Raw genomic sequence first — 21077 nt, 5'->3', positions numbered from 1 at the left:
TTGCGGCGGTTTTAACAAGACACGTATGAAATTAAGCGCAGCCGGCCTGGGCCGGTAGTAGAACGGAAGAAAGATGCCAAAACGCACAGATATCCAAAGCATACTGATTATCGGCGCCGGCCCCATCGTTATCGGCCAGGCGTGCGAATTTGACTACTCCGGCGCCCAGGCCTGTAAGGCGCTGCGCGAAGAGGGCTACCGGGTCATCCTGGTGAACTCCAACCCGGCCACCATCATGACCGATCCGTCCATGGCCGATGCCACCTACATCGAGCCGGTGGAGTGGCGCACTGTCGCCAAGATCATCGAACAGGAGCGTCCCGACGCCATCCTGCCCACGATGGGTGGCCAGACAGCACTGAACTGCGCCCTCGACCTGGACAAACACGGTGTCCTGAAGAAATTCGATGTCGAGCTGATCGGTGCGGACAAAGACGCTATCGAGAAAGCGGAAGACCGCGACCTGTTTGATAAGGCCATGAAGGCCATCGGCCTGGAGACTCCGCGCGCCAAGATCGTGCACTCCATGGAAGAGGCGAAGAAGGTACCGGAAGTGTTCGGTTTCCCGGTCATTATCCGCCCGTCTTTCACCATGGGCGGCTCCGGTGGCGGTGTGGCCTACAACTGGCCGGAGTTTGAAGAGATCTGTAAGCGTGGTCTCGATCTCTCCCCCACCAACGAACTGCTGATCGACGAATCCCTGCTCGGCTGGAAAGAGTACGAGATGGAAGTGGTTCGCGATAAGAACGACAACTGCATTATCGTGTGCGCCATCGAGAACTTTGACCCGATGGGTGTGCATACCGGTGATTCCATCACGGTAGCGCCGGCGCAGACGCTGACCGATAAGGAATACCAGCTGATGCGCAACGCGTCTATCGCGGTATTGCGCGAGATCGGCGTTGAGACCGGCGGTTCCAACGTACAGTTCGGCGTCTGCCCGAAAACTGGCCGCGTGGTTGTGATTGAGATGAACCCCCGTGTATCTCGCTCCTCCGCACTGGCCTCGAAAGCCACCGGCTTCCCGATTGCCAAGGTCGCGGCCAAGCTGGCGGTGGGCTACACCCTGGATGAGCTGCAGAACGATATCACCGGCGGCGCTACCCCGGCGTCTTTCGAGCCGTCCATCGACTACGTTGTCACCAAGATTCCGCGCTTTACCTTTGAGAAGTTCGGTGAAGCGGATGCGCGCCTGACTACTCAGATGAAATCGGTTGGCGAGGTGATGGCCATCGGCCGCACTTTCCAAGAGTCCCTGCAGAAAGCGCTGCGCGGTCTGGAAGTGGGCAGCTTCGGCCTGGAAAGCAAGATCGATCCGAGCAAAGACGGTGCCGAGAACCGTTTGCGCAGTGAGCTCTCCATACCGGGTGCCGAGCGTATCTGGTATGTGGGCGATGCCTTCCGCATGGGTATGAGTATCGATGAAATCTTCGAGCTTTCCGGTATCGATCCCTGGTTCCTGGTGCAGATCGAAGAACTGATCAAAATCGAAGAGCCGCTCAAGTCCCTGCCCACCTCGGCGCTGACGGCAGAGCATATGCGCTTCCTGAAGCGTAAGGGTTTCTCAGACCGTCGCCTGGCAGACCTGCTGGGCGTGAGCCAGAAAACGGTGCGCGAATTCCGCCATAAGCTGGGTATCTTCCCGTCCTTCAAGCGTGTGGATACCTGTGCCGCTGAATTCAGTACCTCGACGGCTTATATGTACTCCACTTACGACGAAGAGTGTGAGGCAGAGCCGTCCGATAACAAGAAAATCATGGTGCTCGGCGGTGGCCCCAACCGTATCGGTCAGGGCATCGAGTTCGACTACTGCTGTGTACACGCCGCCCTGGCGATGCGCGAAGACGGCTACGAGACCATTATGGTCAACTGTAACCCGGAGACCGTTTCCACCGATTACGACACTTCCGATCGCCTCTACTTCGAGCCGGTCACCCTGGAAGACGTGCTGGAAATTGTTGCCAAAGAGAAGCCGGAAGGTGTCATCGTACAGTTCGGTGGCCAGACGCCGCTGAACCTGGCGCGTCACCTGGCTAACGAAGGGGTTCCGATTATCGGTACCACTCCAGAGCAGATCGATCGCGCTGAAGATCGCGAACGCTTTCAGCAGATGATTATGCGTCTCGGCCTCAAACAGCCGAAGAATGCCATCGTGCGCTCTGTGTCCGAAGCCATCCAGGCAGCCAAAGATGTGGGCTACCCGCTGGTCGTGCGCCCCTCCTACGTATTGGGCGGCCGTGCCATGGAGATCGTCTACAAGGAAGACGAGCTGCTCACTTACATGAAAGAAGCGGTGCAGGTTTCCGATGAGGCCCCGGTGCTGCTGGACCACTTCCTCAACGCGGCCATCGAGGTGGACATCGACGCGGTATCCGATGGCAAAGACGTTGTAATCGGCGCCATCATGCAGCATATCGAACAGTGTGGCGTGCATTCAGGCGACTCCGCCTGCTCCCTGCCGCCTTACAGCCTGCCGGCGGACGTGCAGGACCGCATGCGCGAAGAAGTAAAAGCCATGGCGCGCGAATTGGGCGTAATTGGTCTGATGAACACCCAGCTGGCCTATCAGGACGGCGAGATCTATGTGATCGAGGTGAACCCGCGTGCCTCCCGCACCGTGCCGTTTGTCTCTAAGTGTATCGGTTCCTCCTTGGCGAAAGTGGCGGCGCGTTGCCAGGCCGGTATCAGCTTGCAGGCGCAGGGCTTTACCGAAGAGATCGTACCGGACTACTACTCCGTCAAAGAGTCTGTATTCCCCTTCAACAAGTTCCCCAAAGTGGACCCGATTCTCGGCCCCGAGATGAAGTCTACTGGCGAAGTAATGGGCGTTGGTGCGACCTTCGCAGAAGCCTTCGACAAGGGCCTGGTTGCCGCCGGCGATCGCCTGCCGGAATCCGGTCGCGCATTTATCTCTGTGCGTGACTTCGATAAGGCAGATGCCGTGGGTGTTGCCCGCGATCTGGTCGAGCTGGGCTTCGAGGTGATTGCCAGCCGTGGTACCGCCAAGGTCTTGCAAGAAAATGATATTCCCGTTACAACCGTCAACAAGATGAGTGAAGGTCGCCCGCATATCGTCGATATGATCAAAAATGACGAGATTGCGCTGGTGGTGAACACCACCGAAGGGCGCCAGGCGATTCGCGACTCTGCGGATATCCGCCGCAGCGCCGAGAACCACCAGGTGTGCTACACCACCACCCTGGCGGCGGCACAGGCCATGGCAATGGCGATGCGCCAGGAAGAGCCGCTGCAGGTGCGTCGTCTGCAGGATCTGCATCAGCGTGTGATAAAACTGTCCTAAACAGCTAAAACAATTCGTCAGTTCGGATCGGGCCTTGTGGTGACACAGGGTCCGGTTGCGTAGTAACAATAATGGAGGTCCCATAGTGAATCGGGTACCAATGACCGTAGAAGGCGCGGAAGCACTGCGTTCAGAGTTGGATAATCTGAAAAAAGTCGAGCGCCCAGCCGTGGTGGAAGCGATTGCTGAGGCTCGCGAACACGGTGATTTGAAGGAAAACGCCGAATACCATGCGGCGCGTGAAAAGCAGGGCTTTATTGAAGGTCGAATTCAAGAGATCGAAGCGAAGCTGTCCCACTCGCTGGTTATTGACGTAAAGTCGATTGAGCCCAGTGACAAGGTGATCTTCGGTACTACAGTAACCATTATCCACTTGGATGATGATGTAGAAGTGACTTACAAAATTGTAGGTGACGATGAAGCCGATGTGAAAAAGCAAAAAATTTCGGTGAATTCCCCCATTGCCCGCGCTCTGATTGGTAAGGAAGTGGGGGAGATCGTTGTGGTGCATACCCCATCGGGTGCGGTGGAATATGAAATTGAAACTGTAGAGCACCTGTAACAGGGGCTTCTAAAAAAAGGGCGGCCAGAGGCCGCCCTTTTTTGTGGCGTCGTTTTACTGGGAAATATAGCTTTGGTTGCTGTCGCCATATTGGTGAACTTTGGCGGTTCCATAGTGGCCAACCTGGGAAACCAAGCTGTAGTTGTGGGAGCCAATTTGGGTCGCTTCCGCAAGATGCTTGTTGCCAACCTGTCCGAGATAAACATCGTTACCTTGACCACTTTGCTTGGTTGTCGCAGAGTGATGGCTGCCCGCCTGAGAAATATCCGCCTCGTTATACCAGCCTTCCTGATACATTCTGGCGTCATGGCCGAACCCATGTTGGCGGATGTCACCGTCGTTATTACCGCCATCCCCCTGGATCATATGGGCTCGATGAAATCCACCGGTTTGGTGTATATCACCGCTATTCATTTCCCCGTCCTGTGAAACCATCGCTTCGCTGTTATCGCTAGCGACTTGGGTTACTGTCGCCTTACTGTAGTCACTACTTTGTAAGATGGTGGCTTGGTTGGTATTGCCAGACTGTTGGTAGGTCCAGGCGGTATTTTCCTTACCCTCTTGTGCATGGAAGGAAAAGCTACCCTCCTCTCCAAGCTGGAGTGTCAAGGAGCTGTGGTTCATGCCTATCTGCTCACTCATAGCCACGTTTTCAGATCCATCAGTCTGAAATGCATTTGCATAGTTGCTATGACCATCCTGGTATTGCAAAACAGTACTGTGGTGCTCATAGGCCTGTAGGCTCACAGCTGTGTTGTATTCTCCATGTTGCTCTTGATTTACTAGGTTGTCGTAGTTGTGGGGACCAGTTTGATCAACAAAGCCGAAGTTACCCATGCCGTTTTGATTCTGGTAAGTAATATTGTTGTCGGCTAAAGCGCTACCGCTAACCACGAAAGCGATAGCGGCTGCTATTGAGGTTACAGTTTTCATGAGTATCTCCATTACTGCTTAAAAAAGAGCGTCACGATTGGAGCACTGAGCCGGTGTGCTGATAGAAGGAACAGCGTGCCGTGCCTAATTTTGCAGTACGGCGTTAGGGCCTGACCTTATAGAGCCAAAGTACAATGGCGTTGTAAATACATAGGGAAAGAGCCGGCATAAAGAGACGGACTCGATGGAGAAAATTCAGGAGAGGAGAAAGTTGCTGCATTCTGGTTGGCATCCCTGATACTGCTAAGGAGCGCAAATGTTTGTTCCGCCTTTTTAAGTTTTGTTCCTATCTCGTTTAAGGGCTATAGGAAAGAAGTACTATTTGAACAGGAAAAAAGTTCTAGTTGTGTCCAGGTGTAAGGCACCTAAATTAACGCGCAGTGTCAGAAATAATGTCACCTCTTATGTCCCGATGAAATACTACGGGTTCAATCCTGAACTCTACTAATGTACACGGCTACGGTTATTGATGCCAATCTGAATGACGTGGCTATCCTGATTGTGACCAAATTGTGAGATGGATATATGGTTAAAACCACCGAGCTGCCCAACGCTCGCGGTGAGAAAACTGCCGGACTGAAGTAAAAAAGCCCCATTGCTGACTCCCAATTGAGTGAGATTACCGCTGTTGTTTTTTCCCGTCTGGGTGAGGTTGATCAGGTTATCCACACCGGTTTGTAGCGCTGTGGCACATTGGCCGCTACCTAGCTGGGTCGTATCAGCCTTATTGAACCCTCCAGTCTGAACGACAGTGACTTCGTGGGAAACCCCTTGCTGGCGACTATTCACGCTATTGAATATACCGGCCTGTGTACTATTAATATCGCCGCCAAAATTTATGATCTGATGAGCGGTCGCAATATTTAAACGATCGGCTTGTTGAATTTGAATACTATTATTGGACCCAGGCGTTGCAATGTTAAGGCAAAGTGGCTTTGTCCATCTTGAGTGTGCAGTGAGAAGCCTTGCATTTGATTAATTTGAAATATTTCTGATTTGATATTCGCACCAATCTGCACACTTTGCCCCACATTGCCACTCCCGAAAACTTGACTGATTTCAGATGAAAGCTGTTGGCCCGTCTGATACTGTGCGACGGTGCTGTTAATTTTTCCTACTTGGTTTGTGGTTGCATCATTAAAAAAATCAATCTGTTCTTGGGTAATTAGAATTCTCCGGGTGAGTGGAAAATTTTAAATAGCGGTAGCGTTGTTCCCGATCCCAATTTGAACTTGGCGAACAGTTTGGTCATTACCTTGAGCTGAGAAAGGGCAGCTGGTTAATATGACGTTGGCTAAATGTAGCTTCCAAGAGGCCTTCATCGTTTTCTCCACAACTGCTGAGTGGGAGTACTTATTTATTCTTGATGAAAAAAATTACTGCCACCATGAGAGGAAAATGGATAATTTATGAGAGTTTTTTTCAATAAAATATGTAAAAAAGCTCACGGATAAAGAACTTCGGTTGGTGAATAGGATGTATGATCACAGCGGCCAAAGATCTTTGTTAATTTTTGGCCGCTGTGGTCATTAGGAGAAGAAGGTATTTACTGGTGTACTATGGCCGTATTCCCATGTCCTGTTTGGGTAATATTTGCAGAGCCAGCAAACCCACTTTGAGTGACGTTAGTTGTATTCATGCTGCCAGATTGATTCACAATTACCATATGCCCACCACCCATAGCGCCACCCCCAGATTGCATAACAATGGCTTGGTTCATAAATCCATCCTGGGTGACAAAGGCGCTGTTATACCATGATACCTGAATAATAGTGCTCAGGTTGCCTTCACCACTTTGCGTGATGTCGGCTTCATTGTACATGTCGGCTTGAGAGATATTGGCAGAATGGTGCATGCCGGTTTGCGATATCCTGGCATAGTGCCCTGTACCTTCCTGGCCAATGGTTGCTTCATGATAAGAACCATCTTGGTATATATACGCCTCTGAATTAAAGCTGGCATATTGGCCAACCAGGGCGCCATGAATACTGCCAATTTGCTCAATAACGGAGAGATTATCGCTGCCTAGATGCTGTTGAATTTCGGCTTGGTTACCTGAGCCATTCTGGCGGATATGAGCTTCACTATTTTGTATTGAAACCTGATAAGCGTTAGAGCGATTGTCCATACCTGTTTGATAGATCAGAACACGATTACCAATGCCGCCCATTTGGAGACTGTAAGCATCGTTTAATTTCCCTACCTGAGTCTGGTGAATCAAGCTGTCAGTCTCATTGACTTGGGTAGTCTCTATATTGTTGAGGTTACCATCTTGGTAGACCTCCACATCATTGTCGATAGCGTTGCTGTCAGTTTGGTCGACTATGACATGATTGTTATTGCCACTTTGTCCAGCCGTCGATGTGTTACCTGCCGCGTATGTGAGTCCGCTGCTAGAAACCATAATTGCCAGTGACAGAATGGTAATCTTCCTCACGTTTAACTCCTGTTTACTGCTGTGTCCATCATGACTCAGTAAGCACTCAAACTTGATGTCATGCCCCGGAAGGGATGTTTTAGTCTATAGGTATAACTTTAGTTGAATTATTCCGTAAAAATGTGTAATGACATTGAATACCTTAATAAGGCATTAATTCTTTTGATTTCCTGTTTTCGTAGTTGATTTAATCTCGTTGAATTCTGTGGGTCGAGGTATTTGTGCGTTTCATCACGGGAGTATTTTTTCTCAGGTTTTCGTGGAAGGTATGTTATAAATAAAAAAAAATCAACGGAGTAGAGGATTGCTTACGGCAAAGCTGACCCGTATGAGGTCAGCTTTGCTAGCGGTTTAGATGATGAATATTTCTACGGGAAGATATACATGTTATTATCACCAATCTGATTGACAACCTGCATATTACCGTTACCTGCCTGTACCACTGAGATAAAGTTTGAATTACCAGTTTGCGTCGCAGTAAATTCGTTAGAATTTCCGCTTTGGGTGATATAATATTGATTCACGTTGCCACCAGATTGAATTATGGAGGACTCATTCATATCGCCTGGCTGAGATACCCACGCAATATTGTTGCGAGATTTTTGTATGGTTTTGGCCCAGTTATCATCGCCACTCTGGTTGTGTATAGCTGTATTGCTCTCCCAATACTGAAAGACTCTACTGTAGTTACCATCACCTGACTGAGCGACGTTTAAGTTGTTCCACTTTCCATCCTGTGATGTAACAGAAATATTTCCTGATCCAGCAACCTGCGATACCAATGCACTGTTTTCTCGACCTTTCTGATAGGCTTCGATCAAGTTGAAGGAACCACCTGACTGCATCGTCGTGATTGAGTTGCCGAGAACGTAGCTTGAAGACTGGTTGACAAGAGTCCCGTTAAGTGTCCCAAAAGACTGGTTCACATTAGCATCATTAGAGGATCCATCTTGATTTACAGTGGCGATATTTGTATGAACATTAAATTGCGTAATTGTTGCTAATTGTGGTGAACCACTTTGAAGGACATTGGCTGTTGAGCTGTGGGCGGAGAACTGTTGAGTGGTGGCGTCGTGACCGTCGCCCACTTGATTAATAGTGGCAAATGAACCAGAGGTATCATCCTGCAAGGATTCTGCCATATTTAAGTCGCCGATCTGACTATGGCCTATCAGGCTGTTGTTAGTAGTGCCAGTCTGTTCTGGGGTGGATTTATTAAAATCGCCAACCTGGTTGATGATAATGGTTCCGTTGACAACCGTGGCATCTTGGACTGGTGCGATCATATTGCCAACACCATTTTGATTGACAAGTATGGTGTTGGCCATAGCGCCACTTGTTGCAATAGCCAGAAAAACACCTGCAGCTATCGGGGTATATTTGTTCATTGGGTACTCCTTGAAGAAATCAGATTTTGCTAAAAAGTTTTTTCGAAAAAATTGCAAGGTAGCATCTAGAGCTTGTGTAAGAATTTCTTTTCCTGCTATAGGGAAAGTTCTTTGAGGGAGTTTCTCCAAAATATCAACAGAGACTCAGGCCTCTTCGAATATTGGGGTAAAGCATTTTAACCTCGTGAATATCAGCTTGATGCTGAGTAGAGTTTTGTGGGTAAAGCACTGGAAGGCCATGGGAGATAAGTTTCGTTAATCTAAGAAGAAAGTATGTATTTCCTTTATGTAAACACTTGAGTGCCAAATGACTTGTGATTAAATAACTGTGAGTTATAGACCGGCGTGTTTGGTTCTATTTTTTGGAGGTCGACAATTTTCTTGGAAAGCAGGCATTTATAACGTCATGAGAGATTCTTCGTGCCTGGCAGGTTTACTGGATATAAAAAAGGCGGCCAAATGATGGCCGCCGTAAGAATCTGTTTCTCTAAGGAGCTACTGTAAGAGCTATTGCAAAATGAAGCCTACATTAGCTACGCCAACTTGACTTGCTACAGCCGTTTCATTTGAACCAAACTGAAGGGTGGTATGTGTATTAGCAAGGCCCACTTGGGTGGTTGCTGCATCATGCCCTAATCCGGTCTGAGTAATTGAAGATACGTTAACTAATCCAGCTTGAGCGGTGAGCGCGTCATTGAATGAGCCGACTTGCGTATGTGCGGAAAGGTTGCCAAAACCAGATTGAAGAGTCTGTGAGTCATTACCCAGGCCAGCCTGCAATGCAGATGTAAAGTTCAAAGTACCTAGTTGGGAGGAGTTTGAATTATTTAATACACCTGTTTGGATATGACTTGAAAGGTTGAGGGTGCCAGCTTGGTTGGCGACAGCAGTATTTCCGAGAGCTAAAATTTGAGCTATATTGGAAATATTTGCATTGCCAGCTTGATTAGAAGTAGCGCTGTTGCCAACGCTTAAAGTTTGAGTGATTGTAGAAAAGTTTGCAGTACCTAACTGATTTACGGCTGCTACATCAAAAGCTGAGGCTGCTTGTGTTATGAAGCCAACGTTAACGTCGCCACCCTGATTAATGAAAGCTGCGGATGCGAATGCTGGTGCTGATTGGGTAGTAATACCTGTATTACCATTGCCAACTTGAAAAACTGAGGCGGTATTTAGGCTTCCGCCAAATTGAGAAGATGTTGCATTATTTTGATTTCCGGTTTGAGTGTGCAGAACAATATTTGTATCACTACCGAAAGTCTGTAATGCATTGGAGTCGTTGAAATTACCCACTTGAGTTTGAATCACGAGGTTGTTTACGTTGCCGGGCCCTACCTGGGTGGAAGTGGCCATGTTCCCAGCGCCAAGCTGGCTTTGCAAGGTGGTATTATTTGCGGCTAATACACTGCCACTTGAGGCAATAAGGATTGCGGCTGCGATTGGTGTTAACGCCTTCATGCGATACTCCTTTACTCTGGACGTTTTAGATTCAGCACACTCTGTGCTGAAATTAATGACATCTTCCAGATGTCATGGATTCACAATACAGAAACCCTTAACTTGAGGAATGGCTGTATCGTTGAATTCAGATCGAATAAAATAATCAGCGATTATTACTTCAATACACTAATCTTTTCGCTTGGACGGCTTAACTGCTCGGTTGCCTTTAGAGGAGAGTTGGTTTCTTCCGTGTGCTGTACGGAGAAACTTTCCCTGAGAAAGGAGCCTATCTGGCTTTGAGAGATTGATCCCTAAACAACCTAATGTCTGCATGACGAAATGTCCAAGAGGTGTAAAACAACATTTGATCAGATATGTTATTAGTTTTGTTGGTAATGCAGCGATTCGCCATAGGATAGAAGTCACTAAAAAATAGGAATATAGTTCCTTTGTTCTTGATGTACTTTCTCGTGAAATTAATTTCTAGAGGTCTTGCCTTCATTTATGTTGCGTATCTGCCTTATTTTTACGGGGCAGAGCTTTTCCTGGATCACCATTTTATAAATTCTGACAGGGAGAGTGACTTCTCAGGTGTTCAGGCTAGTGCGGATGGCTTGGAGGAAGAGAGCTTCTAAAGCTGCCCTGGTTGTACAGCCCTGGGTTTTTAGATATGTGCCATTTTTACAGTCTTGATCGAAGCGTTTAATTAATCAAATTGGCGGATATAGGTTACAGTGGCTGTGCCAGTTACTATTACTGAGGCATTCAGGCCATTGCCACTCTGATAAATATTAACTTTATGTAACATGCCAACTTCTTCCACGTGTGCGCTATTTTGCATGCCGAACTGGGAAACACTGGCTGAATTACCTACGCCGTATTGTCCAATATTGATCCAGTTTTCATATCCAACCTGAATTAATCCGCTGAGATTCTGCTCGCCAACCTGGCGTGAAAGTACGACATTATCTTCACCTGCCTGGGTTACTGAGAGATTGTTTCTGTTGCCATCCTGGTGGGCGGATGTGTAATTTGTTCGACCACTTTGGCGCACGCTGACCGTATTAATTCCACCTTCCTGATTGATCACCGTGAGGTTGGATACGGACAATAGGTTTGCTGAACTCAATTCGCTGTTTAGAGCCAGCTCACTGTTGCTGTCCAGATCGGAGGCTGTGCAAACATCAGTGCACATGCCAAAGATGGCCGTTGCGAGTAAGAAACGATATTTGTGACTGCCTGGCATGGGTACCTCTGCCTTTTAAACTGTATATACCAATTACCACGGTTACATAATTACTGTGCTGTCGTTTAAATAGTATTGCAGTATAGGGTTGTTAATATCATCGGGATTCGATAGTGCCCAGGAATTATGTACAATGCCTTCGCTGATTAGGTGAATCACCGCAGATTCCATTGCTGATAGCATAGCAAGTTGGGCGGGCTCGTTAAATGTTGTCCCCGCTTCTATTTCCAGTAAACGTCGGAATTTTACATAGCGGAATACATCGGCGCTTATTGCTTTGGAGTAGACTGTCTTTGATGTTAATACTGAGTGTAATATTCTGCCAGACCGTATATCAATCGCACGTAGGTTGACGGTGACTTGATCCACCCGATACTGTTCATCAGCCCCGATACCAAAATAGCGAGCACCGGCACCGCCAGTTTGGATATTTTGGTCGTAAGCAACGATACCTCCCTCAAGGAGTACATTAGCCGCAATTAATGTTGGCAGGGGAATATTATTATTTACCGGAGCGCCCGGTTTACTGAGCCCGGCACGTATGATCTTACGCTCAGTGAGTAGATTCTGTAATCCCTCGCGTTCCAATGCAATAAACCAACCAGATTCATTCAGCACATCCATTAGCATGGCTGCACCACCTTGAGTAACCGCGGTGGAGAAACTACTGTTGGGGGCTGGCTTGTATTGGCCGGTTTGGTCTCGAAAGCTGTATACCGCTGCTAGGATTTTCCCTTTGGGCTCTGGTAGGTTTACCAAATCCCGATAGGTATTCATACGCGGGGTCAGCATGGCATCGGTGCGCCCAGGACCAAAAAGGGCATCGCCAATGCTTTTGACTGCAGAGCATCCGCTAAATGTGAGTGTGAACGCCAGTGCGGGCAAGGCTACGGCTTTTTTTATTGCATTGCGCATTGCCAGTTATCCTTCAGAGTTGATTCTTATCTAATTTGTGGGGTTGAGTCCACTTACAACGATTTCGCTTTTGTCGCCAGTGTTCCGATCGGTGATTAACACGGTAAGTACGCCGTCGTTGTCAACGATCTGTACAACAAAGTCATCAGTAATTAATTCGCCACTGTTGCCATCGCCCACGTCGGTGAGTAGCTGATTGAGCAGACGTGTTTCCAGGGAGTCGGAAAAACGATCCAAAGCACTGGGTTGCTCGTACATGCTGTCATACTTGTCGGGGTCTTCGTTGCTGTCTTGCGACTGCGCATTTTGCAGTAAGTAAGTACCATTCAGTGGATTGCCGCCAAAATTTGGATTTACCGGTTCGTAAATTAATTCGGTTGCCACCGCTGTACCACTTGCAAAAAAGATAGCCACCAGACAAGGGGGATAAAAGCAATACTTCTTGTTCATTAGAATTCGTCCTTTCCCAAATCAAAGTTATCTGTGAAAGCGCTACTCACACGGTCTTGTAATACCGCTTGATGAATATACTGAGCAGCTTCATCTGCTAATCGGTGAATGTCATTGGTGCTTGGGCTGATAAAGCGCCGAAATACAATTTTGTCGTTATAGGTAACCCATATCAGGTTTCCCCAGCGAGCTGAGGGGCGTTCATAAACTGTCAGGTTATAGGTAGCATCTGGATAATTCAGGTTCCTGTATTCACCGAGATAACGAGCAAAATCATGCCCTGTCCGGGTTATTGTTCTGTCAATATTAAACCCGCTGATTTCATCCTCCAGCCTACCGGAGTCGGTATCTGCCTCAGGAACTCTGGTATTATCTTGTGCGAAAGTTACTGTTGCACAAAGAACCAGAATCAGCGGGGTTAACCTCATATTTTCTCTTCCTGGAGATTGAGTTTTGCCCAGTTGCTGGCTTGCAAGCGATTCTTTACGCCGATTTTTCGGAATATGTTATACATGTGATTTTTAACGGTATGCTCGCTCAAATGTAGTCTGGTTGCGATCACACTATTGGGTTCACCAGTGGTTAACTGTCCTAGAATTTCCTGCTCTCTTCGAGTGAGCGGTAGCGGGGTTTGAGTGTTATCCGAGTGGTTGCTGTCACAGCTATGAATAGCTGTATTGAGTCTCTGGATCAACTTTTCCTGACTTACGTTGCTGTCGCATAATAAGTAGCAGCCAGTTTGGCGCAGTTTCTCTAAGGTGTGGTTTGGCAGATCGGCAGGGAAATTAATGAGGATGTTTTTTGGGTGTCGTATTTTTTTCAAGTCCGATAAAAAATCCTTATAGCAATTGTTGATGCCTATTTGCCAGCAATCGATGATAATTGCTTCGTAATGTTGTAAGCAGTGCCTTTGCTTTCCTATACAGGCCTTTTCCCATGGTATCGAAATGGACTGCGAAAACAGTGAAAATAAAAGATCGCCCTGAAGGCCGGAGTTGCTAAAAAAAAGAACCGGCATATACCTCGTACCTCTCCTTGAAACAAAAGGATCACCCTCAGTGTTGAGTGCAAGATCCGTTGTCGACTCCTGTCGTATAAGTTTCCTGGTTGATGTCTGATGATCTTTAACAGTTTTCTTTGCTGCGCAAGTTACCTCTTTGTTTTAGGGGAAATGACTCACTCGATGAGAATTTAGTTTGGAGTGTAGTAGTGGCGATGGGGTTGTCTGGAAAAATCAGTGCCTTATTTTTCATGAAAAATTAACGCCTGTAGGTAATGTCGTCTTGCCAGTTTGTTGGTTGAAGTAGCCGAGAATCTGATAATTTCTGAATCTTTATTTTTGTTATTTGGCGTATGCAGCCTATTTTTTGCCATTTTTATGGCTATTGGTTTTAGTGTCGGATTATGTCTCTCTGAGAGTTCTGGGTATTTTGTTTTTGGCGGGAAATATTCAGGTTCTCAGTGTGTTCGTATGTAGTTTGAAAAACCGTTCGGTTTGGAGGCGAAAATTGACGGGGTTGAACAATATCCATTTCCATTGCGGGATAAATGAAATGACCTGGCATATTCCCCTCGCCGAACGTAACGGCCTAACTTCGGTCATCGGGGCTGTCGCGATAAAGCAATATAAAGTGTGACATTTTGGGCGATTGCCAGTGTTTCAGCTGGTAGGATGGCGTATCGCTCAGTGTTATAAGGGAATCAAATGTCATGAATCAGCTAATAGAGACTTTGCCACTCTGGCTATGGGGAGGCTTGACGGTTCTAGCATTATTTCTTGGTAGAGGACCATCGCATAGAGCCATCTACTCTCTGGCCCGTTTTGGCCACCGCTCGCTATTGTTTGCCGCAACCTCTATAGGGTTGGCAGGGCAGCGGGTGAGAGAGCGCAATCGGGAAGTACTACTTGCTATGGGGCGGGAGATGGCTGAGTGGCAGATTGAGCGCGAATTCGAGCGTATAGAGGGAACGCTAAAACGGGATCTAGCGCAATATCCCACATTACACCGCCGTCTTTGTGAACAAATGACCGTGCTGGATGAGGATTATGTGCGCAGCGCAGAGATTCCCCCGGAGCCCTCCAATTGGGCTAGGGCCATTCGCTCGGTGGCGGAAATCCCTACTCAGGATGATACTGTTGTGGCCGATGTGCTGGAGACCATCAATCAGTCCATGCGCAAGGCGGAGTCGCGGGCTCTGGAATCCTACCGGGAAGCCATACGAGAGCGCCACCAACTTTTAAAACGCATGATGCCTGGATGGCGCACCATGCTGAAAACCCTGGGGCGTATCAATCGGAATGTAGAATCTTTGATTTATCGCGGCAAAGTGCTCGATGGGCATATGGCGCGATATGAAGAGATTTTGCAAGAGAGTGATCGCAGCCTCCGTCTTCTGTCCATCTCCTCTTTGAATCGTTTTCTGGTGTCCTCGTTGGTATTGTTTGTGGCACTGGCTGGAGTGTGGGTGAATCACCAGTTAATTGCTCGTCCGATTACAGAGATTGTTGGCGACGGCCACTTCCTGGGCACCTATGCCACGGCGGACATTACCGCTCTTGTGTTGATTTTTTTACAGCTTGTCACTGGTATTGTCGTCATCGAAAGTTTGCGTATTACTCGCCTGTTTCCTTCTATCGGTGCCTTGGCCGACATCGCTCGTCGGCGCTTGATGTGGGCCGCACTACTTCTGCTCTTGTGCTTTGCCGGGATTGAAGCAGGTTTATCCTTCTCGCGTGAATTATTATTGCAACAAGATCAATCGATGACGGGTGTGGTGGCGATTAGCGGGCCTGTCGTTGCGGGTATGGATGCTTATTGGACCCTGGGTCTGGCCCAGCTGGGGTTGGGGTTTATTCTCCCGCTGGCTCTGGCCTTCACAGCGATTCCCTTGGAGCAATTTGTGGCTTCCGCACGTACCGTGTTTGGTTTTTTACTGTTATTTTCCCTTAACTTGGTCTCTGTGTACTTGCGCTTTTTGGCTGTTACCGCACTACATTGTGGCATTTTACTGAACCGTTTATATGACCTGATCATTTTTCTTCCTCTTTGGCTACAGCGTGTATATCTACACTCTCGGAAGACTGGCTTTTTGACGGCGGAGCCCGATACAACGGTAAGTGGCCAGGGGGCTATGAATGCGATGGGTGAGGGCCTTTCGACAGAGCCATCAACGAGTGTTTGAGTGCCTCTTAGATGGGGATTCTGTGAGGATAAATAGGGTTAAGCCTTTCTTACGAATATCGGGTTTGGATGGCAGCAATACATGTCAACGCTACTTCTTTTCTGTGTCATAGTACTTGTGCTTTTCATTTATGCGCGCTCCGGTGTCGCGCCTAGCTCTGCACTTAAGTTGCCTGCGCTCAAGGGGCCAATGGTAATTGCCCATGGCAATGACTGTGGCAATGGACTTTTTCCGGGCAATACCCTCATTTACTTACAAAAAATGGTGGCACTAGGCGTGGATGCTGTCGAGGTAGATCTCTGGCTCAGTGCCGACGGACACCTGATTCTGCAGCACGATCCCGACTTGAACGACACAACCGATGGTAGTGGTTCTATAGAGGAAATGACCCTAGCGCAACTGCGCAAACTGAATGTTGCTTATCACTGGAGTCGTGATGGACTGACTTATCCTTATCGGGAAGCTCCACTGAGAATTGTGACGCTGGAAGAGGCTCTAAAGGTGGTGGGTTCTACACCGCTGATACTGGACTTGAAAAGTGGGCAATATCGGGCGGCACAAGTATTAAATGATTTACTCGAGCGCACAGGTAAGAAAAGCCAGGTTATTGTTTCCTCTTTTCACGTGGGTGTAATTCGCGAGTTTCGATGTCTGAGCCCCGGTACGGCCACGGGGTCTACAAGTTGGGAGGCGGCGCTTTTATTTTTTGCGCAGCTATTGCGCGCAGAAAACTTGTTGGCACCGAACTATCAGACGATGCAGCTACCCATGCAATATTTTGGCCTCGATGTCGTCACCAGGGGTACCTTACGTGCGGCGCGCAAGCGGAACCTACACGTCTCTGTGTGGACGGTGAATGGTTGGGCCGATTTGCAGCACTACATCGATCTGGGTGTGGATGGTATTGTCACCGATCGACCGGATATCTTGATGGCCTTGCTTTCCGGCCGACAGCCGGTGGCGTCCCCAAAGCGGTTGGTCCATAGCCTTTGAAAATAACAACAAGGACTTTTTAATGAAACAGATAGCAGGTATTGCGGCGCTGCTGGTGTCGCTTGTGAGCGTTCCAGCGTTGGCGGAGGATCGCTTTGCCAAGGTGGAGATTAGCAGTGAACCCGTGGCGGGCAATGTCTATATGCTCAAGGGGGCCGGTGGCAATATCGCCGTACTGGTGGGCGAGGACGGCACTTTTATGGTGGACGACCAGTATGCTCCACTCACCGCGAAAATACAGAAGACGATAGCGGGCTTGGCGGATCAGCCATTACGATTTGTTATTAATACGCATTGGCACGGTGATCACACCGGCGGCAATGAAAACCTGGGCAAAAGTGGTGCCCTGATTGTGGCTCATGAAAATGTGCGCAAAAGGGTCAGTAGCGAACAGTTTATTGCGGCCTTCAAACGTAAGGTTGAGCCTTCGCCGGCGGCGGCGTTACCGGTAATAACCTTCACCGACGCCACCACCTTTCACTGGAACGGCGATAAGGTACGGGTACAATATGTGGGTCCTGCCCACACCGATGGTGATTCCATTGTGCATTTTACCGAAGCCGATGTGATTCATATGGGGGATATCTATTTTAATGGTACCTATCCATTTATCGACGTATCTTCCGGCGGCTCTGTCGATGGCATGATTGAAGCGATGGATACTGCCCTGGCGCTGTCTGGAAAAAACACCAAAATTATTCCCGGGCATGGCCCCTTGAGTAATCCCGCCGAGTTAAAAGTGCAGCGGGATATGCTGGCGACCCTGCGCGATCGTATCCAGAGGTTGGTCGATAGTGGAAAAAGCCGCGATCAGGTGGTTGCTGCCAAGCCTACCAAGGATTTCGATGGCAAGTTTGGCCAGGGCTTTATGACCCCGGATATCTGGACGGGCATTGTTTACGATTCCCTGGCAGCAAAACCGAAGAAATCCTGATGGACGTTTATTGATAGCTTTTTTTGTCTATCTCAATAAAAAAGGCCCGGATAGAGATATCCGGGCCTTTTCGGTTTGGTTTTACCAGAACTTAGGCGGGCGATCTTTTCTATACGGATGCCTGTGGTTCAGCACTGCCCAAGTTTGATGAGCTATCCACGGTGTTTTCTTTGTCTTCTTCGCGCACGCGGAACCAGGCGGCGTATAGCGCTGGTAGGAAGATCAGGGTCAACCCGGTGGCCACAATCAGCCCACCCATAATGGCGACGGCCATGGGGCCGAAGAAATCACTGCGCGACAGAGGGATCATTGCCAGTACGGCGGTGAGAGCGGTCAACACGATGGGGCGGAAGCGTCGCACAGTGGACTCAATGATCGCCTCCCAGGCACTCAGCCCCTGGCTGATATCCTGTTGGATCTGATCTATCAGGATCACCGAGTTGCGCATAATCATGCCGGCCAGGGCGATGGTGCCGAGCATGGCGACGAAGCCGAAGGGTTTGCCAAACAGCAACAGAAACAGTGTGACTCCGATCAGCCCCAGAGGCGCCGTGAGGAACACCATGGTGGACAGCGACATACTGCGCAGCTGCAGCATTAACAGGGTGAACACCACCAAAACAAACAATGGCATGCCCGCATTCACCGATTGCTGCCCGCGCTCGGATTCTTCCACGCTGCCGCCCACTTCCAGCAGGTAACCCGGTGGCAGTTGGTCGCGAATACCCTGCAGGCGCGGCCAGACTTCGTTCACTACGCTAGCGGGCAGTTCCTTACCGTAGATATCGGCGCGCACGGTTACTGTGGGTAATCGATCGCGGTGCCAGATGATGCCCTCCTCGAAGCCGTATTCGAGGGTGGCAATTTGATTGAGCGGCACACTGCGACCGCTGTCGGTCTGTACGGCCAAGTTGCCAAGCTGACCCAGGGCGTAGCGCTCTTGCTCGTCGCCGCGCACACGCACATCAATCAGTTCGTTGTCCTCGCGGTATTGGCTCACGGTGATACCGGTGAGGGAGCTCTGCAAGGCGCGGGATAGCGAGGCACTGTTCACGCCCATGGTGCGGGCGCGGTCCTGGTCGATATTTAAGTTGACGGTCTTGCTGGGCTCCTCCCAATCCAGGTGCACATTGGTAACCTTGGCGTTCTCCCGCACGTGCGCGGCCACCTGGCGGGCTAAGTGACGCACTTCACCAATGTGTTCGCCGGAGAGGCGAAACTGTACGGGGTAGCCAACTGGTGGACCATTTTCCAGGCGGGACACACGGCTGCGCAGAGTGGGGAATTCCCCCTGCATGGTTTCGATCAACCAGCGACGTACCTGTTCGCGCTCTTCTACACTGCGGGTCATTACCACAAACTGGGCAAAACTGGCGGCCGGCAGTTGCTGGTCCAGTGGCAGGTAGAAGCGCGGTGAGCCAGTGCCCACATAAACCACATAGTTTTCCACCTGTTCGTTCTTATCCAGTAGCGCCTCCAGGCGTTTGGCCTGGTACTCGGTGGATTTCAGTGAGGCGCCTTCGGCCAGCTTTAAGTCCACCAGCAGTTCCAGGCGGCCGGAAGAGGGGAAGAACTGTTGTGGCACCAGGCGGAACAGGGCCAGGGCGCCAATAAAAATCGCCAGCGTTGCCACAATCACCGTTTTGCGGTGGTGCAGACACCAGGTGATCAGGCGGCGGAAATGCTGATAAAAGGGTTTTTGATAGGGGTCCTGGACTTCGCCGCTGTGGTTGCGGCGCGCGAGGTTGGGTAATAGGTAGTGCCCCAGATAGGGCACAAAGACCACCGCGGCAATCCAGGAGACCATAAGAGAAAGGGTGACGACCTGGAAAATGGAACGCGTATATTCACCGGTGCCAGACTGGGCGGTGGCGATGGGTAGAAAACCGGCGGCGGTAATTAGCGTACCGGTGAGCATGGGGAAGGCGGTACTGGTCCAGGCGAAACCGGCCGCCTTCAGGCGACTAAATCCCTGCTCCATTTTTATCGCCATCATTTCCACGGCGATAATGGCGTCGTCCACCATCAGGCCGAGGGCGAGCACCAGGGCACCCAGGGAAATTTTGTGCAGGCCGATATCGAAGTAATTCATCAGTGCAAAAGTCATGGCCAGCACCAGCGGAATCGACAGCGCCACAATCAGGCCGGGGCGACTGCCGAGGGAGAAGAAGCTCACCAGCAGTACAATGCCCAGTGCCTCCACCAATACCTGCAGGAACTCTCCCACACCGCGTTTTACCGCCGCGGGTTGATCGGACACTTTGTGCAGCTGCATGCCGATAGGCAGGTCTTCCTGCAGTTCGATAAAGGCCGTGTCGAGTTGCTTTCCCAGCTTGAGGATATCGCCGCCTTCTTTCATGGAGACGGCCAGGCCGATGGCATCTTCCCCCATAAAGCGCATGCGCGGTTGAGCGGGGTCGCTAAAGCCGCGGTACACCTCGGCAATATCCCCAAGCCTCTGGGTGCGGCCGCCGGCGCTAATGGGAAAGCGACGAATTTCATCGACCGAGTGAAACTGGCCGCTGACACGGATACGTACGCGGTCGCTCACCGTATCGATAAAGCCGGCATCGGCCACCTGATTTTGGGATTGCAGGGCGCTCTGTACCGCGCTGAGGGGAATACCCAAAGAGGCGAGCTTGGTGTTGGAAATCTCCACCCAGATTTTTTCGTCCTGCAAGCCCAGGAGTTCCACCTTGCCCACATTCTTTACGCGCTGTAGTGATAGCTGCAGGCGCTCGGCATAATCCTTCATCAGGGCGTAATCGAAACCACTGCCGGTCAGTGCATAGATATTGCCGAAGGTCGTGCCGAATTCGTCGTTAAAAAATGGACCCTGGATATCCTGGGGCAGGGTGTGGCGAATATCGTTGACCTTTTTACGCACCTGGTACCAGAGGTCGGGAATATCCCGTGAGTGCATATCGTCGCGGGCGACAAATAGCACTTGGGATTGGCCGGGACGGGAGAAAGAGGAGATACGCTGGTAGTCACCGGTTTCCAGCAGTTTTTTTTCCACACGCTCGGTAATTTGGCGGGATACTTCCTCGGCACTGGCACCTGGCCACAAGGTATTAATCACCATCACTTTGAAGGTGAAGGGCGGGTCTTCGCTCTGCCCCAGTTGCGTGTAGGAGGCGGCGCCGAGCAGCGCCAGCACGATCATGGTGTAGAGCACCAGTGGGCGGTTTTTTAGTGCCCACTCAGAAAGGTTAAAGCCCATGGCAATATCTCTATTTCGATCTGCGACCGCATTGTACGGTTCACACCTTGGCAAATTCGTTGGAGCACCCCT

16 protein-coding genes are annotated in these 21077 nt (G+C 49.8%); 5 read left to right on the top strand and 11 right to left on the bottom strand.

The window, feature by feature from the left end:
* Nucleotides 1-73 precede the first annotated feature (73 nt).
* Together carB and greA are read left to right on the top strand one after the other, a co-directional pair.
* Nucleotides 74-3301, top strand: a complete 3228-nt coding sequence (gene carB, locus ACCI51_RS00860; protein ID WP_299579446.1) for a carbamoyl-phosphate synthase large subunit — start codon at nucleotides 74-76, stop codon at nucleotides 3299-3301.
* Nucleotides 3302-3386: 85 nt separating this feature from the next.
* The gene (greA, locus tag ACCI51_RS00855) at nucleotides 3387-3863 is read left to right on the top strand and encodes a transcription elongation factor GreA (protein WP_299579443.1); all 477 of its coding nucleotides are present in this window, start codon (nucleotides 3387-3389) and stop codon (nucleotides 3861-3863) included.
* A gap of 54 nt (nucleotides 3864-3917) precedes the next feature.
* Here greA and ACCI51_RS00850 read toward each other — a convergent pair whose 3' ends face one another.
* The 10 genes from ACCI51_RS00850 to ACCI51_RS00805 form a co-directional block, all read right to left on the bottom strand.
* Entirely contained in the window at nucleotides 3918-4796 is an 879-nt protein-coding gene (locus ACCI51_RS00850) for a hypothetical protein (RefSeq protein WP_371842260.1), read from the bottom strand.
* Between the two features lie 444 nt (nucleotides 4797-5240).
* On the bottom strand, nucleotides 5241-5585 hold the full coding sequence (locus ACCI51_RS00845) for a hypothetical protein (protein ID WP_371842259.1): 345 nt from the start codon (nucleotides 5583-5585) through the stop codon (nucleotides 5241-5243).
* 757 nt (nucleotides 5586-6342) lie between these two features.
* Nucleotides 6343-7233, bottom strand: coding sequence for a hypothetical protein (locus tag ACCI51_RS00840; RefSeq protein ID WP_371842258.1), 891 nt, complete (start codon nucleotides 7231-7233; stop codon nucleotides 6343-6345).
* Nucleotides 7234-7601: 368 nt separating this feature from the next.
* Entirely contained in the window at nucleotides 7602-8621 is a 1020-nt protein-coding gene (locus ACCI51_RS00835; RefSeq protein WP_371842257.1) for a hypothetical protein, read from the bottom strand.
* Nucleotides 8622-9128: 507 nt separating this feature from the next.
* Nucleotides 9129-10079 carry a hypothetical protein gene (locus ACCI51_RS00830; protein WP_371842256.1) on the bottom strand — a complete coding sequence of 317 codons (951 nt, stop codon included), beginning with the start codon at nucleotides 10077-10079 and terminating at the stop codon, nucleotides 9129-9131.
* Between the two features lie 688 nt (nucleotides 10080-10767).
* Entirely contained in the window at nucleotides 10768-11307 is a 540-nt protein-coding gene (locus ACCI51_RS00825; RefSeq protein ID WP_371842255.1) for a hypothetical protein, read from the bottom strand.
* A 42-nt stretch (nucleotides 11308-11349) separates the two neighbouring features.
* The gene (locus ACCI51_RS00820; RefSeq protein ID WP_299579421.1) at nucleotides 11350-12222 is read right to left on the bottom strand and encodes a CsgG/HfaB family protein; all 873 of its coding nucleotides are present in this window, start codon (nucleotides 12220-12222) and stop codon (nucleotides 11350-11352) included.
* A gap of 30 nt (nucleotides 12223-12252) precedes the next feature.
* Complete coding sequence (locus ACCI51_RS00815; RefSeq protein WP_371842254.1) at nucleotides 12253-12672, bottom strand: curli assembly protein CsgF; 420 nt, start codon at nucleotides 12670-12672, stop codon at nucleotides 12253-12255.
* Nucleotides 12672-13100 carry a CsgE family curli-type amyloid fiber assembly protein gene (locus ACCI51_RS00810; protein WP_299579415.1) on the bottom strand — a complete coding sequence of 143 codons (429 nt, stop codon included), beginning with the start codon at nucleotides 13098-13100 and terminating at the stop codon, nucleotides 12672-12674. The genes ACCI51_RS00815 and ACCI51_RS00810 overlap by 1 nt, the downstream gene beginning before the upstream one ends.
* Nucleotides 13097-13690: a helix-turn-helix transcriptional regulator gene (locus ACCI51_RS00805; RefSeq protein ID WP_299579413.1), complete on the bottom strand. Its 594-nt coding sequence runs from the start codon at nucleotides 13688-13690 to the stop codon at nucleotides 13097-13099. The genes ACCI51_RS00810 and ACCI51_RS00805 overlap by 4 nt, the downstream gene beginning before the upstream one ends.
* Nucleotides 13691-14382: 692 nt before the next feature.
* Here ACCI51_RS00805 and ACCI51_RS00800 point away from each other — a divergent pair.
* From ACCI51_RS00800 to ACCI51_RS00790, 3 genes are all read left to right on the top strand, one after another.
* Complete coding sequence (locus tag ACCI51_RS00800; RefSeq protein WP_371842253.1) at nucleotides 14383-15855, top strand: hypothetical protein; 1473 nt, start codon at nucleotides 14383-14385, stop codon at nucleotides 15853-15855.
* Between the two features lie 81 nt (nucleotides 15856-15936).
* On the top strand, nucleotides 15937-16848 hold the full coding sequence (locus tag ACCI51_RS00795) for a glycerophosphodiester phosphodiesterase (RefSeq protein ID WP_371842252.1): 912 nt from the start codon (nucleotides 15937-15939) through the stop codon (nucleotides 16846-16848).
* 22 nt (nucleotides 16849-16870) lie between these two features.
* A complete protein-coding gene (locus ACCI51_RS00790) occupies nucleotides 16871-17782 on the top strand; it encodes an MBL fold metallo-hydrolase (RefSeq protein WP_371842251.1) in 912 nt (303 codons plus the stop codon).
* A 109-nt stretch (nucleotides 17783-17891) separates the two neighbouring features.
* On the opposite strand, the gene ACCI51_RS00785 is transcribed toward ACCI51_RS00790, so the two are convergent.
* Complete coding sequence (locus tag ACCI51_RS00785) at nucleotides 17892-21005, bottom strand: efflux RND transporter permease subunit (protein WP_371842250.1); 3114 nt, start codon at nucleotides 21003-21005, stop codon at nucleotides 17892-17894.
* Nucleotides 21006-21077 lie beyond the last annotated feature (72 nt).

Source organism: Microbulbifer echini (assembly GCF_041447225.1).
GTDB classification, from domain to species: domain Bacteria; phylum Pseudomonadota; class Gammaproteobacteria; order Pseudomonadales; family Cellvibrionaceae; genus Microbulbifer; species Microbulbifer echini.
The sequence above is the reverse complement of the archived record's forward strand: the minus strand, read 5'-3'. Positions and strand labels throughout refer to the sequence as shown.

Bases quoted from the DNA above. Each gene is read 5' to 3' on its own strand.
- ACCI51_RS00790 (WP_371842251.1), top strand. From the start codon at position 16,871: ATGAAACAGATAGCAGGTATTGCGGCGCTGCTGGTGTCGCTTGTGAGC.
- ACCI51_RS00800 (WP_371842253.1), top strand. From the start codon at position 14,383: ATGAATCAGCTAATAGAGACTTTGCCACTCTGGCTATGGGGAGGCTTG.
- carB (WP_299579446.1), top strand. From the start codon at position 74: ATGCCAAAACGCACAGATATCCAAAGCATACTGATTATCGGCGCCGGC.
- ACCI51_RS00830 (WP_371842256.1), bottom strand. From the start codon at position 10,079: ATGAAGGCGTTAACACCAATCGCAGCCGCAATCCTTATTGCCTCAAGT.
- ACCI51_RS00850 (WP_371842260.1), bottom strand. From the start codon at position 4,796: ATGAAAACTGTAACCTCAATAGCAGCCGCTATCGCTTTCGTGGTTAGC.
- ACCI51_RS00820 (WP_299579421.1), bottom strand. From the start codon at position 12,222: ATGCGCAATGCAATAAAAAAAGCCGTAGCCTTGCCCGCACTGGCGTTC.
- ACCI51_RS00795 (WP_371842252.1), top strand. From the start codon at position 15,937: ATGTCAACGCTACTTCTTTTCTGTGTCATAGTACTTGTGCTTTTCATT.
- ACCI51_RS00785 (WP_371842250.1), bottom strand. From the start codon at position 21,005: ATGGGCTTTAACCTTTCTGAGTGGGCACTAAAAAACCGCCCACTGGTG.
- ACCI51_RS00810 (WP_299579415.1), bottom strand. From the start codon at position 13,100: ATGAGGTTAACCCCGCTGATTCTGGTTCTTTGTGCAACAGTAACTTTC.
- ACCI51_RS00815 (WP_371842254.1), bottom strand. From the start codon at position 12,672: ATGAACAAGAAGTATTGCTTTTATCCCCCTTGTCTGGTGGCTATCTTT.
- ACCI51_RS00835 (WP_371842257.1), bottom strand. From the start codon at position 8,621: ATGAACAAATATACCCCGATAGCTGCAGGTGTTTTTCTGGCTATTGCA.
- ACCI51_RS00825 (WP_371842255.1), bottom strand. From the start codon at position 11,307: ATGCCAGGCAGTCACAAATATCGTTTCTTACTCGCAACGGCCATCTTT.
- ACCI51_RS00805 (WP_299579413.1), bottom strand. From the start codon at position 13,690: ATGCCGGTTCTTTTTTTTAGCAACTCCGGCCTTCAGGGCGATCTTTTA.